The following is a 13,996-nucleotide window of genomic DNA, read 5'->3' as shown; positions in this document are numbered from 1 at the left end:
TTGCCTCGAAGATTGTGCGCCGAAAAGGGCTCTGACCCCGAATCTGTTCCGAAATGTGCTCTGACCCCGAATTTAATTGAGCTTAAGGACCTTACTGAAAGTATGATTGTCAGAACCGAACGCCCCTGCGTACAATATCCGTTCGCTTTCGATCCCGTTCCCCATGTCCCGTAGCCTGGTCCACGTATTGCTGTCGCTGCTGCTGCTCGTTTCGCAGCAGTTGTCGCTCGCCCACGGCTATACCCACTGGACCGAGGCCGACGACACGCTCGTCCAGCAGGTCAGCGCCGACACGGACGACGACGGCACCGGCAAGCTGCCCAAGCCCGGCCTGCATGACCTGTGCGGCCAGTGCGCGGCCAGCGCCCAGATCGCGTTCGCGCTGCCATCCACGCTGCGGCAATTCGTCCCGGCCGAGCTGGCCTATGCCGCGCCCGCCGTGCCGGCCACGCCAGGCATCTGCCTGCTCACGGCCTGCCCGTTCCAGTCGCGCGCGCCGCCTCAAGCCTGATAACGCTCCCGCTTTTCCGTACCGCCCGGCGCGTCCCGGCGGTATGGGCCGTTATCCATTCGCTTGAGATTGTAGAAAATCATGAAAATCGAACGTACGCTGCTCGCCAGCGCGCTCCTGCTTGCCTTCCACCCGGCCGTCCGCGCAGACGATCAAGAAACCATCAACGACGGCAAGATCCAGCAAGTCGTCGTCACCGCCAGCCCGCTGCGCAACGGCGAAGGCGACCAGATCCTCACGCCGGCCAAAGTGCTCGCAGGCGACGAGTTGCGCGACAAGGTCGGCAGCTCGCTGGGCGAGACGCTGCAGAACGAACTGGGCGTGTCCGCGTCCGCGTTCGGCGCTGGCGCGTCGCGCCCCATCATCCGCGGCATGGAAGGTTCGCGCGTGAAAATGCTGGAAAACGGGATGGCGACGTCGGACGTGTCCGGCCTGTCGAACGACCACGCCGTCGCGTCCGAAGGTGCCGTCGCGCGCCAGATCGAGATCCTGCGCGGCCCCGCCGCCCTGCTGTACGGCTCGGGCGCCATCGGCGGCCTCGTCAACGTCGTCAACGAACGCATCCCGACGGCGCTGGAACCGAAGTTGACGGGCCAGGTCGAGACGCGCCTCAGCACCGTCGACAACGGCAAGGACATGTCCGGCACCCTGGACGGATCCGTCGGCAAGATCGGCCTGCACCTCGACGGCAACATGCGCAACACGGACGACTTCCAGATCCCCGACCTGCGCGTGGTGAACGACCCCACGTCGCGCATGAACCGGCTGCCGAATTCCGACACGAAGGAGCGCAACATCGGCATCGGCGGTTCGTACATCGACGACTGGGGCTATGCGGGCCTGTCGGCCTCGCACCTGACGAATTTCTATGGCATCCCGACCGACGAGGGATCGCACATCGACCAGCGCCAGAACCGCTACGACTTCGACAGCGTCGTCAAGAACCCGCTCGCCGGCTTCGAGAGCGCGCGCGTGAAGGCCGGCTACACCGACTACCACCACGCCGAACTGGACGACGGCGTGCCGGCCACGCTGTTCTCCAACAAATCGTTCGAATCGCGCGTCGAGCTGACGCACAAGCCGATCACGGCCCTGGGCCTGCACGGCACGTTCGGCATGCAGACGGAAAACACGCATTTCTCGGCGCTGAGCGCGGAAGGCGGGCCGGACACCGTGCCCGTCACGCATTCGACGACGCAGGCCGTTTTCCTCGTCGAGGAATGGAGCCAGGGTCCGCTGCGCTGGAACGCGGGCCTGCGCTATGAAAACGTCGACCGCAAGCCGGTGTCCAACCGCGAGCGCACCTTCGACCTGGGCTCCGGCTCGATCGGCGCACTGTGGCCGTTCACGAAGGGTTATTCGGCCGGCGCGACGGTGTCGTACGCGCAGCGCGCGCCCGCGACCGAGGAACTGTATTCGGGCGGCCCGCACGACGCCACGCTCACGTTCGACGTGGGCGATCCGAACCTGCAAAAGGAAAGCTCGCGCAACATCGAGCTGTCGCTGCAAAAGACGAGCGGCCTGCTGCGCTGGCGCGTGAACGCGTACCGCAACAACGTCAACAACTTCATCTACGGCCGCGTCATGGACGCGTCGTTCGACGAGGACGGCAACCCGGGCGGCGATTTCCGCCAGCGCCTGTTCCAGCAGGCGAAGGCGCACGTCCAGGGGGTGGAAGCGGAGATGACGTGGAACCAGATCGGCATGGGCTGGAACGGCCGCGTGTTCGCGGACACGTCGCGCGGCTACCTCGACGACGCCGGCAACCTGCCGCTGCAGCCGGCCGACCGCGTGGGCGCCGCGATCGGCTACCGCCAGCCGCACTGGCGCGCCGGCCTCGACTGGACGCACGCCCGCGGCCAGGACCGCCTCGCGGCGTTCGAGACGTCCACGACGCCGTCGTACAACCAGGTCAATGCCAATGTCTCGTACACGCAGAGGCTCGAGCACCTGGACCTGACGTACTTCGTCTCGGCAAAGAACCTGCTCGACGAAGACATCCGCCTGGCCACGTCGCTGCTGAAGGATATTGCGCCGCTGCCGGGGCGGAACATCACGTTCGGTGTGCGCGCCAAGTTCTGACGACCATCGCGGGCACGGGGTGCCCATCCTGCGATTGTAACGATGCCGCAGGGTGGGCTCCCGAGCCCGCCGTGACGCGATGACATATCGACGTCCCGTGCGCCACGCGTGCGGGACGTCCGTTATAGTCTTGCCATCAAACCCAATCCCCTTGGCATCAGCTGTACGTTTGCCGCCGCAAATGGTCCTTCGGAGACATTTTGTTCTCCAGGTATCAACGGAGTTTCTCGCGCGGAAAATGTATTTTTTTTCATAGCCGTTCCAGCTTATGCATTTGCGCATAGAATGACCGCTTTCGGACTCGGAAGCGATCGGCATGGAAGCAGCGACGCGCGACTTTCATCTCCTCGGCAGCACCGGCGCCGTCCGCGCCGGTTACCACGTCCATGACTGGTCGGCGTCCCCACTCGGCCCGCCGGACCGCTGGAGCCCCGCATTGCGCAATGCGGTCAGCCTGATCCTCGAATCCGAATTCCCCATGTACCTCGCCTGGGGTCCGCACCTGGCGCTGCTGTACAACGCCGCCTTCATCCCTCTCCTCGACGGCACCCATCCCGCTTCGCTCGGCCGCCCACTGGCGCAGGTCTGGCCCGACCGCTGGCCCGGCCTGAAGCCGCTGGTCGAACGCGCCCTCGCGGGCCACGCCACGTACGGCGAGGACGTGCCGAGCCCGATCGACCGCAACGGCAAGCCGTACAACGCCTGGTTCACGCTGGCCTATTCTCCGGTGCGCGACGATGCCGGCACCGTGCGCGGCATGCTGTGCGTGACGAGCGAGACGACCCAGCGCGTGCAACTGGAGCGGCGCCACGCCGTGCAGCTGCAGGTGGTCGACAGCCTGCGCCGCCTGCACCACCCGTCCGACATCATCGAAGGGTCGTGCACCTTGCTCGGCAAGCACCTGGAACTCGAGCGCGCCTGCTATGTCGAAACGGACGAGGAAGACGGCAGCTTCGAAGTGATGCACGACTGGGCCCGCGACACGGGCACGCCGCTCATCGGCCGGCGCGCCCGCCTCGACGATTTCGGCCCGCAGGCGCTGGCCCTGCTGCGCACGGGTTCGCCGCTGGCCGTGCGCGACGCGACGGCCGACCCGCGCCTGCCCGCGCGCGGCGAGCGCTACGCGGCCGCGGGCGCGCGCGCGATCCTCGTCGTGCCCAAGGTCAGGCGTGGCCAGCTCGTGGCGGCCCTCGTCGGCTATTCCACCCAGACGCGCGACTGGGACGAGGAAGCGCAGCGCCTCGCCGCCGACATCGCCGAGCGCAGCTGGGAAGCGCTGGACCGCGTGCGCGCCGAACAGGCCTTGCGCGACGCCGTCGCGCGCCAGACGACGCTGCTCGACATGAACGAATTCCGGCTCGAAGTGTCGGACCTGCTGCGCCGCCTGAACGACCCGTCGCAGATCTTCGTCCAGACGGGCGCCATGCTGGGCCGCTTCCTGCAGGCCAGCCGCGTGCTGTACGGCGACTACGACGCCGACAAGCAGCTCGTGACCTTCCACTCGAACTACACGGACGGCATCGTCGCCGAGCTGAACGGCACCTTCCCCGCCGCGCTGTTCGGCGTGGCGAATTTCAGCACGCTGAGCCTGGGCACGTGGGTGTCGAGCGACCTGCAGCGCGACCCGCGCACGAGCGGCCCCGACGTGTGGCCGAACTACGCGGCGCTGCAGATCCGCTCCGCCGTCGTCGTGCCGCTGAACCGCAATGGCGCGCTGACGAGCTGCCTCTTCATCAACGACAACCTGCCGCGCGTATGGAGCGCCGACATCGTGCGCCTGATCGAGGACGTCGCCGAGCGCGCGTGGAGCGCCGTCGAGCGCGTGCGCGCGGAAGACGCGCTGCGCCTCGCCGACCGCCGCAAGGACGAATTCCTCGCAATGCTGGCGCACGAGCTGCGTAACCCGCTGGCGCCGATCTCGGCCGCCGCGCAACTGCTGAACCTCGGTCCGCCGGACAATGTCCGCGTGGAGCGCACGAGCGCCATCATCGCGCGCCAGGTGGCGCACATGACGGGCCTGATCGACGACCTGCTCGACGTTTCGCGCGTCACGCGCGGGCTCGTCGTGCTGACGCGCGAGGAGGTCGACCTGCGCCGCGTGATCGCCGACGCGGTGGAGCAGGTGCGGCCGCTGATCGAGGCGCGCCGCCACCAGCTGGCGCTGCATTTGTCGACGGAACCGGCCATCGTCGAAGGCGATCCGAAGCGCCTCGTGCAGGTGATCGCGAACCTCCTGAACAATGCGGCGAAGTACACGCACGAAGGCGGCCGGCTGTCGATCTGGATGGGCATCACGCCCGAGCAGGTGCTCGTGACCGTGTCGGACAACGGCATCGGCATCTCCGCCGAACTGCTGCCGACCGTATTCGATTTATTTTCCCAGGCGGAGCGCACGCCGGACCGCTCGCAGGGCGGCCTCGGGCTCGGCCTCGCGCTGGTGAAGAGTCTCGTGGAACTGCACGGCGGGATGGTGACGGCGGCCAGCGAAGGCCGCAACCTCGGCTGCGAATTCACGATCCGCCTGCCGCGGCTGCGCGACGCCGCCGCACCCGCCGGCGGCACGGCCGCGGCCGGTCCCGCGGCACCGGGCGCGGCGCGCGGGCTGTCGCTGATGCTGGTGGACGATAACGTCGACGCGGCGATGACCCTGGGCCTGTTGCTGGAATCGGGCGGCCACCACGTGACGGTGATGCACCACCCGGGCGAAGCGCTCGAACGTGCCGCGCAGGCGCATTACGACGCGTTCCTGCTCGACATCGGCCTGCCCGGCATGAACGGCTACGAACTGGCGCGCCGGCTGCGCAAGGTGCCCGGCTGCACCGGGGCGACGCTCGTCGCCATCACCGGGTATGGCCAGCAATCGGACCAGGCCAGCGCGGCGTATGCCGGCTTCGACAGTTATTTCGTCAAGCCGGTCGATCCGGCGGGATTATTCGCCCTGCTCGACCGGGTCGCCGTGCGGTGATCACTGCCCGTTGAACGCGTGGGCACGGGGTGCCCACCCTTGTATTATCCTTCTGAGCAATTTGCTTACCTGAGGGGCACCTCAGGTTCTGAGCAGCTGGATGCCGAGCCCACCCTTTGGCACGAGCCAGTTTCGTAGATTTCGCACCAGCTGCTCTCCCTCGTTCGAAGATCGGACAGTATCTTTGGCCCGGCTAGCCGTGAGCCCGTATTTCGCAAGGTGGATCAGAAGAGGATATCTATGCAAGAGTGGTACCTGGGAATTGACGTTGCCAAGAAAAAGCTCGACTGCGCGCTGCGCCAACCGGACGGCAAGCACAAGCATAAGGTTTTCGACAATACGCCCAACGGATTTAAAGAGTTACAACAATGGATTTGCAGCTTTGACGTGCCCCAGCTTCACGTCTGCATGGAGGCTACCGGGGTGTACTGGGAAGCCGTCGCCGAGTATCTGGCGAACCATCAGTACGTGGTCAGTATCGTCAATCCGGTGCAGATCAAAGCGTTTGGTGCGTCGCGTCTTGTCAGGACCAAGACTGACAAGGTCGACGCGAAGTTGATCGCTGATTTCTGCAAGGAGAGTCGGCCGGAACCGTGGAAGGCCCCGTCTTTGCAAGAACAAGAGTTACGGGCCATGGTGCTGCGCCTGGACGCTCTTCAGGAGATCCGGACTCAGGAAAGTAATCGTCTCGAAGTGGCGCGTGAAGCCGTCAAGGACGGCATTACATCCCATATCGTCTGGCTTGACGAGGAAATCGCGCATCTCAGCAAGAAAATTCGCGATCACATCGACAGCGATCCCGATTTGAAGGATCGGAAAGCGCTGCTGGACAGCATTCCTGGCGTCGGTGAACGTACGATCGCATTGCTGCTGGCTTTTTCGCTCGCTCCAGGCCGGTTCGCGAACGCCCGACAGGTGACTGCCTATGCCGGGCTCGATCCGCGGCATCATGAGTCAGGCAGCAGCGTTCAAGGAAAGACACGCATCTCCAGGGTCGGTCACAATCTGATCCGGAAAGGCTTGTACATGCCGGCTATGGTCACGTTGTATCGAACGAACTGGGGAAAGCGCTTCCTCGCTCGTCTGTCCAGCGCTGGAAAAAAGCCCATGGTCATTATCGTCGCCATGATGAGAAAGCTGCTTCATGTCGCCTTCGGCGTGCTGAAGTCCGGACAAAAGTTCAATCCAGACCTGCACGCCGCTTGACCGGGATAACAGTATCTACGGCTGGACGGCGTCGCCGCTCGTTGAACGCGTGGGCACGGGGTGCCCACCCTACGGCTGTACCGCGTCGCCGCTCGTTGAACGCGTGGGCACGGGGTGCCCACCCTACGGCTGGACCGCGTCGCCGCTCGTTGAACGCGTGGGCACGGGTGCCCACCCTACGGCTGGACGGCGTCGCCGCTCGTTGAACGCGTGGGCACGGGTGCCCACCCTGCGGCTGGACGGCGTCGCCGCTCGTTGAACACGTGGGCACGGGGTGCCCACCCTACGGCTGGACCGCGTCGCCGCTCGTTGAACGCGTGGGCACGGGGTGCCCACCCTACGGCTGGACCGCGTCGCCGCTCGTTGAACGCGTGGGCACGGGGTGCCCACCCTACGGCTGGACCGCGTCGCCGCTCGTTGAACGCGTGGGCACGGGGTGCCCACGCTACGGCAGTCGTAGGGTGGGCGGCCCTCCGCCCACGCGAACGCCACCGTTATTCGGCGACGTCCGGCGTGCTGAATTCGCGTGGCTGGAAGTTCTCGAGGCGCTCGAACACGCCGATCGATTCCACGTGCGACGTGTGCGGGAACATGTTCGCCACACCCGCCTTCTTGAGCACGTAACCGGCGCGGTGCGTCAGGATGCCGGCATCGCGCGCCAGGGTCGACGGGCTGCACGACACGTACACGATCCGCTGCGGCAGCAGGTCCGGCTGCGCCAGGCGCAGTTCGGCCAGCGCGATCGCCAGCGCGACGGCGCCGTCGCGCGGCGGGTCGACCAGCATGCGGTCGAATTTACCGAGCGCGATCAGGTCGTCCTTCGTCACCTCGAACAGGTTGCGCGTGTAGAACGTCGTCTTGTCGGCCAGGCCGTTGGCCTTGGCGTTTTCCAGCGCGCGTGTCGTCAGCGCCGTGCTGCCTTCGATGCCGACGACTTCGCGCGCCTGCGTCGCCAGCGGCAAGGTGAAGTTGCCGAGGCCGCAGAACAGGTCCGCCACGCGGTCGCCCGGCTGCACCTCGAGCAGGGTCAGCGCCTTGTGCACCAGCAGGCGGTTGATCTGGTGGTTCACCTGCGTGAAGTCGGTCGGCTTGAACGGCATCCTGATGCCGAATTCCGGCAGCGTGTAGTACAGTTCCTTGCCCAGGGGGTAGTACGGCGCGGCGGTGTCCGGGCCTTTCGGCTGCAGCCACCACTGGATATTCCATTGGTCGGCGAACGCTTTCACGAGCGCCTCGTCCGCGGGGCTCAGCGGCGCCATGATGCGCAGCACGAGCACGGTCGTCTCTTCGCCGACGGCGATCTCGATCTGCGGCATCTGCTGGTAGATCGACAGCGCGCCCACCAGTTCGCGCAGCGGCACGAGCATGGCGGACAGGTGGTCCGGCAGGATCTCGCAGCTCGTCATGTCGGCCACGTACGACGAGTGGCGCTCGTGGAAGCCGACCAGCACCGTGCCCTTCTTGGCCACGTAGCGCACCGACAGGCGCGCGCGGTAGCGGTAGTCCCACGTGGGGCCGTACATCGGGCGCATGATGTTCTCGGCCTTCGTCTTCCCGATGTGCCACAGGTTGTCTTCCAGGACGCGCTGCTTCATCGCGACCTGCGCCGACGGCTCCAGGTGCTGCATCGAGCAGCCGCCGCAGTGCCAGAAGTGCGGGCATTTCGGTTCGACGCGCATCGACGACGCTTTCTGCAGCGTGACCATGCGGCCCGATTCCCAGTTCTTCTTCTTGCGCAGGGTCTCGAAGCTGACGCGCTCGCCCGGCAGCGCGCCTTCGACGAAGATCACTTTGCCTTGCGTGCCGTCCTCGTTCTCCAGGTGGCCGACGCCGCGCGCGTCCATGTCGAGGGATTTGATGTTGATGAAGGTTTCTTGCATGGGATAGAAGAAAGCAGAATCGGGGAAGACGGCGGTCGGAATACCGCACAACCAAACGACGACGTCCTCGCGAAAACGGGGACCCATGGTGACGCTCGCGGAGCCGGAACGCCTGCGTGTCGGCTGCGGTTGCTCAGTATGGATTCCCGCCTGCGCGGGAATGACGATTTCGTCGCCATTCCGGCCAGCCGGGCATCATAGCAAGGAATCGCGGACGACGCCACGGGCGGCCATCGCCCGTTTCAGTTTGACGAGGGCTTCCTGCTGGATCTGGCGCACCCGTTCGCGCGTCACGCCCATCTCCTCGGCCAGCGTTTCGAGCGTGGCCGGGTCGTCGTTGTCGAGACCGAAGCGGCGCATCACGACAAGGCGCTGCTTGTCCGGCAGCTTCTGCAGCCAGTCGCGCACGAGCACCGTCATTTCGTGCTGCTCCGCGTGGGCGTCCGGGCTGACGTCGCCCTCGTCCGGCAGCATGTCCATCAGGCTGCTCTGCGGATCGTTGTCGAGCGGGGCGTCGAGCGACGTCGCGTGTTCGGACAGCGCGAGGATGTCCTGCACTTCCTCCACGGGCCGGCCGACGAGGCTGGCGATGTCTTCCGCGCTCGCTTCCTTGCCGTCGTGGTGCTGGGCCTCCAGGTGGTATTTCGCGCGCAGCACCTGGTTCAACTCGCGCACCATGTGCACGGGCAGGCGCACGGTGCGGGCCTGGTTCATGATCGCGCGCTCGATGCTCTGGCGGATCCACCACGTCGCGTAGGTGGAAAAGCGGAAGCCGCGCTCGGGCTCGAACTTGTCGATCGCGCGCATCAGGCCGATGTTGCCTTCCTCGATGAGGTCGAGCAGCACGACGCCGCGGTTGATGTAGTGCTTGGCGATGGAGACGACGAGTCGCAGGTTATGCTCGATCATCTTCTGGCGCGCATTGAAGTCGCCCGCCTTGGCCAGGGTCGCGTAGTGCGCTTCCTGTTCGGCCGTGAGCAGCGGCTTGGCGCCGATGCGGTTCAGGTAATGCTGGGTGGTGTCCGTCGAGAGCTCGGCCTGCAGGACGCTCTTGAGCTCGTCGACGGTGTCGACGATGGCCGTCGCCGCGCCTTCCGGCAGCATCTCGGCACGGTCGACGCCGTCCGCCCCGAACCCGCCGTCGTCCAGCGGTTCATCCGGATTCTCTTCCGGCGTGTCGTTGTCCAGCGGGTCGGCGGGCAAGGTCATCGGCTCTCTCTAGCGACTGGGCAGGAACTTGGCCGGGTCGACCGGCTTGCCCTGCTGGCGTATCTCGAAATGCAGTTTGACGGTGTCGGCATCGGAATCGCCCATCTCCGCGATCGCCTGGCCCTTGGTCACGTTCTGACCTTCCTTCACCAGGATGGTGCGGTTGTGCGCATATGCCGACAACAGGCTGTTGCTGTGCTTAACAATCACGAGATTACCATATCCGCGGATGCCGCTACCGGCATACATCACCTTCCCGGAACCCGCGGCCATCACCTGCTGGCCCATCTTGCCGGCGATGTCGATGCCCTTGTTCTTGCCTTCGTCGAAGGTGGCGATGATCTTGCCGTCGGACGGCCACATCCAGCTCAGTTTTTCGTCGTCGTTCGCGGTGACGGTGGTGCCCGGTGTCACGCCCGCCGAGATCACTTTTTCCGCCTTCGGATTGTCTTCTTTCGCGGCCAGGTTCGATTCGCTGTACGGCTTCTTGGCGCCGTTCGGCTCCGTCTTCTTCGGCACGGCCGGCGCCTTCTCGGCACCCGGCATCGCGATCGGCGACGTCACGACGCCGTTGCCGTTACGCTCGGACGGCGCCACTTTCAGCACCTGGCCGACCTTGATGTCGTCCGGATCGGCCAGGTTGTTCCAGGCGACGAGGTCGCGGTAATTCTGGCCGTGGTCGAGGGCGATCTTCAGCAAGGTGTCGCCGCGCCGCACGGTATAGGTGCCGCGCGCGTCGGGCTTCGACTCCTCGGCGGCCGGCACCGGGGCCGGTTGCGGGCGGGGACGGAAGCTGGATGCGGTCGGAGCCGGACGGTCGATCACGGGGGCTACGCGGGTCTCGGTGCTGCAGGCGGACAGGATGCCGAGACTAAGGGTCAACAGGGCTAAGCGGGGCGTAAGTTTCATTCTCTCTATAATTCTTTTACAACAACTGGCATTCAAGCGATGCCTGGCCGCAGCGGGACAAAATGGCAGGCTTCCAGCGTTTCGCTGGTCCATTCCGCCTTGCCGGTACGGGTAATGCGCTGCAGGTGCTGGACCTGAGCACCGACGGGCGCCACCAGGCGGGCGCCAATGGCCATCTGCTCGAGCAATGCACGCGGCACCTCGAGACCGGCCGCCGCCAGGATGATGCCGTCGAACGGGGCCACCTGCGGGAGCCCTAGCATACCATCTCCGTACTGCAAGCGCAGATTGGCGATACGCAACGGACGCAGATTGGCCTTCGCCAGCTCATGTAACGGCTTGATGCGCTCGATGGAATACACCTCCTGCGCCACGCACGACAGCACGGCGGCCTGGTAGCCGCACCCCGTGCCGATCTCGAGCACGCGGTGCAGCGGCTTCTTACTGTCCTTGAGCAACTCGATCATGCGCGCGACGATGTACGGCTGCGAAATCGTCTGGTTGTGGCCGATCGGCAGCGAGATGTCGACATACGCCTGGGCCAGCATGCCCGGCTCGACGAACATATGACGCGGCACGATTTCCAGCGCGGCCAGCACCTGCGGGTCCTTGACGCCCTGGCGCGCGGCCCGGGCCGCCATCGCACGGCGCGGCGCTTCCGTTGCCGCCAGGTCGGACCGGACGACGGTCTGTTGCGGCTGGGACGGTTTGGTCGTGCCCGGCACGCCAGCCGGCGCGCCACGCTGACCGCCGGGCGGCTGCGCCTGGCTGTTGCGCGCGTTCTGGGTCGCCGTCTGCGGCGTGGCGACCGGCGCCGGCGCAGCGGGCTTTCGGGTGCCGCCGCCCGTCACGGACGAGAGCGGCAGGGGAAACTGGCTGCGCTTTTCGCTCATCCGAGCCCTCGCCGCAGCAGGTCCAGCTGGTCGCGGTGCGTGAGGTCGACCTGCAGGGGCGTCACCGACACGCAGCCCTGGCTCGTCGCGTGGAAATCCGTGCCTTCGCCCGCGTCGCGGCAGGCGCCCGGCGCCCCGATCCAGAAGATCTCGCGCCCGCGCGGATCCTGGCCGCGGATGACGGGCTCGGCCTGGTGACGCCGGCCCAGGCGGGTCGGCACGAGCGGTCCCATCTGCTCGTACGGCAGGTTCGGGATATTTACGTTCAGCAAAAACGGCGTGTCCAGCATCTCGAAACGGCGCAGCACGATGTCGCGCGCCACCCGCGCGGCCGCTTCCACCTCCGCCCAGCCGCCATGCACCTGGGAAAAGGCGATGGCCGGGATCCCAAACAGATAGGCTTCCGTCGCCGCCGCCACCGTGCCGGAGTACAGCGTGTCGTCGCCCATGTTCTGGCCGTTGTTGATGCCGGAGACGACCAGGTCGGGGCGGACGTCGAGCATCCCCGTCAACGCGATGTGCACGCAGTCGGTGGGGGTGCCGTTGACGAAATAAAACCCATTGGCAGCCTTCGACACCGACAGCGGACGGTCCAGCGACAACGAGTTCGACGCGCCCGAGCGATTGCTGTCGGGCGCGACCACTACGATGTCGGCGACTGTCGCGAGCGCATCGGCCAGGGCGTTGATGCCGGGGGCGAGATAGCCGTCGTCGTTACTGATAAGGATACGCATCCTGCGATTTTACCTGAAGCAACGGCGAGATCGACCAATCGGACGTCACATTTATTGCCCCCCGGACGCGCCGCCGCGCGCCCCGCCACGACGTCAGCCCGCCACCAGCGGACGCCCTTCCGCCGCCTGGATCAGGGCGCCTTCGAGGGACGAGACCTCGTCCAGCGTGAAGGCCAGCAGCGCGTCCTTGTCGCCTTCCTGCAGGTAGACCTGCTTGATCATCGCGGCGCCGCGCCGTCGTAGCGGATGCGCCACACTCGGCCGCAGGATCGTCGAGCGCAGGCTGTCCGCCAGTGCCCGCGCCTCGCGGGGACTGCGGCTGTCGATCAGTTCCTGCAGGCGCGACAGCTTGTCGTCCAGCGCATCCGGCGACGGTTCGCCGGCGCGGCGCGGCGCGCCGTGGCCACGCTTGCCCTCCTCCATGGCGTGCAAGCCCTGCTCCAGCGCGATCACGTGCTGCTCGATGCGGCGTGCGGCCTCCAGTTCGCTTTGTTGCCCTAAATACAATTGGGCCAGCCGGGCCAGTTCGCGCACGAGGCTCGGGGCCTGCGGATCGGCGGCCCGTTCGCGCAGCGATTCGACGGCCTGCACGAGCCGCACCTCGGGCAACGGGCGCCACGGGAAATGGCCGGGCTCGAGCCATTCGAGCAGCGCTTCGACGGCGCGCTGCGGCCCCAGCCGGTCGTGCTCGCCCGCCTGGGCCCGGCCGCCGGCCGGTGCCATGCCGCTGACGGCCGCCTGGGGCAGCTGCACCTCGTCGAGGTAGCTGTCGAGCACGACGCGGGACAGGCCATAGCACTCGGCCAGCATCCGTTCGAGCCGGGCCTGGTAGCCGGACGGACTCCGTGGCGCGTCGCCGAAGCGCCAGCGCAACCGCCCTTCGCCGGTGCCGTCGACCGGACAGGGCAGCGGATAGACGAGCAGCGGCCGCTGTTCGTCCTCGTGGCTGCAGCGGTAATCGAGCGCGCGCGCGACGACGCCCTGCAGGCCGTCCAGGCTGCGCGCGTCGGGCGTAAACACGCCGACTATCTTGTCCGGCAACAGCGCGGTGCAGACGCTGGCCGCCGCCGAGCGGCCGCTGCGGCAATCGATCAGCACGTGGGCGAAGCGCCGTGCCACCTGCGCCGCGAACGTGCGGAACAGCGCGGGGCACGCGCAGAACAGCGCGTCCCAGTCGAGCCGGTCGACGCGCTCGCCATAGCTGTCGTCGAAGCGGCCGGCGCGCATCAGGTACAGCGGCCGGCTGTCGTCGACGCGGACGATGTAGTCGTCCCAGTCCAGCGTGTCGAGCACGCGCGCGGCCAGCGCCTCGGCGTCGTCGTTCGACGTATTGCCGTGCAGTTGCTCGCGGCAACTCTCGAACAGTTCGAGCAGGCCGCTGGCGTGCTGCCCATCGTCCGCGCGGGAAAAATAGTGATGCAGGCCAGGGGCTTCCAGATCCCAGTCGATCATCAGCACCGGTGTCTTCGCATGCGCGCGCCCGGCAAGCAGCCAGGCGGCATGGGCCAGCGCAAGGCTGCGCACGGGGGCGCTGTCGTAGGAGTAGAACGTCGTCACCTCGCCGGCCTGACCGGCCGGTACTGCGGTGATGCGGTTGGTTTCCATAA

The 13,996-nt window shown here is 66.5% G+C and carries 10 protein-coding genes; 4 read left to right on the top strand and 6 right to left on the bottom strand.

Annotation, left to right across the window (positions count from 1 at the left end):
• Positions 1-163 precede the first annotated feature (163 nt).
• The 4 genes from ACL58G_RS13025 to ACL58G_RS13010 all read left to right on the top strand — a co-directional run bounded on the left by ACL58G_RS13025 (position 164) and on the right by ACL58G_RS13010 (position 6,764).
• Complete coding sequence (locus tag ACL58G_RS13025; RefSeq protein ID WP_413384090.1) at positions 164-511, top strand: hypothetical protein; 348 nt, start codon at positions 164-166, stop codon at positions 509-511.
• A gap of 81 nt (positions 512-592) precedes the next feature.
• Entirely contained in the window at positions 593-2,593 is a 2,001-nt protein-coding gene (locus ACL58G_RS13020; RefSeq protein WP_440967244.1) for a TonB-dependent receptor, read from the top strand.
• Between the two features lie 316 nt (positions 2,594-2,909).
• Positions 2,910-5,558 carry an ATP-binding protein gene (locus ACL58G_RS13015; RefSeq protein WP_440967242.1) on the top strand — a complete coding sequence of 883 codons (2,649 nt, stop codon included), beginning with the start codon at positions 2,910-2,912 and terminating at the stop codon, positions 5,556-5,558.
• 240 nt (positions 5,559-5,798) lie between these two features.
• Positions 5,799-6,764, top strand: a complete 966-nt coding sequence (locus ACL58G_RS13010) for an IS110 family transposase (protein WP_413381204.1) — start codon at positions 5,799-5,801, stop codon at positions 6,762-6,764.
• 494 nt (positions 6,765-7,258) lie between these two features.
• Here the strand turns inward: ACL58G_RS13010 and rlmD are convergent, their stop codons facing one another.
• The 6 genes from rlmD to ACL58G_RS12980 form a co-directional block, all read right to left on the bottom strand.
• Positions 7,259-8,644 carry a 23S rRNA (uracil(1939)-C(5))-methyltransferase RlmD gene (gene rlmD, locus ACL58G_RS13005; RefSeq protein WP_440967240.1) on the bottom strand — a complete coding sequence of 462 codons (1,386 nt, stop codon included), beginning with the start codon at positions 8,642-8,644 and terminating at the stop codon, positions 7,259-7,261.
• Positions 8,645-8,839: 195 nt separating this feature from the next.
• Complete coding sequence (gene rpoS, locus ACL58G_RS13000; RefSeq protein ID WP_440967238.1) at positions 8,840-9,853, bottom strand: RNA polymerase sigma factor RpoS; 1,014 nt, start codon at positions 9,851-9,853, stop codon at positions 8,840-8,842.
• A 9-nt stretch (positions 9,854-9,862) separates the two neighbouring features.
• Positions 9,863-10,762 carry a peptidoglycan DD-metalloendopeptidase family protein gene (locus tag ACL58G_RS12995; RefSeq protein WP_413384080.1) on the bottom strand — a complete coding sequence of 300 codons (900 nt, stop codon included), beginning with the start codon at positions 10,760-10,762 and terminating at the stop codon, positions 9,863-9,865.
• Between the two features lie 32 nt (positions 10,763-10,794).
• The gene (locus ACL58G_RS12990) at positions 10,795-11,655 is read right to left on the bottom strand and encodes a protein-L-isoaspartate(D-aspartate) O-methyltransferase (protein WP_440967236.1); all 861 of its coding nucleotides are present in this window, start codon (positions 11,653-11,655) and stop codon (positions 10,795-10,797) included.
• Complete coding sequence (gene surE / locus ACL58G_RS12985) at positions 11,652-12,389, bottom strand: 5'/3'-nucleotidase SurE (protein WP_413384075.1); 738 nt, start codon at positions 12,387-12,389, stop codon at positions 11,652-11,654. The genes ACL58G_RS12990 and surE overlap by 4 nt, the downstream gene beginning before the upstream one ends.
• Positions 12,390-12,482: 93 nt before the next feature.
• The gene (locus ACL58G_RS12980) at positions 12,483-13,994 is read right to left on the bottom strand and encodes a hypothetical protein (RefSeq protein ID WP_440967234.1); all 1,512 of its coding nucleotides are present in this window, start codon (positions 13,992-13,994) and stop codon (positions 12,483-12,485) included.
• Positions 13,995-13,996: the final 2 nt, after the last annotated feature.

The sequence above is a fragment of the Massilia sp. GER05 genome (assembly GCF_052056005.1).
GTDB lineage: Bacteria > Pseudomonadota > Gammaproteobacteria > Burkholderiales > Burkholderiaceae_D > Telluria > Telluria orientalis.
The sequence above is the reverse complement of the archived record's forward strand: the minus strand, read 5'-3'. Positions and strand labels throughout refer to the sequence as shown.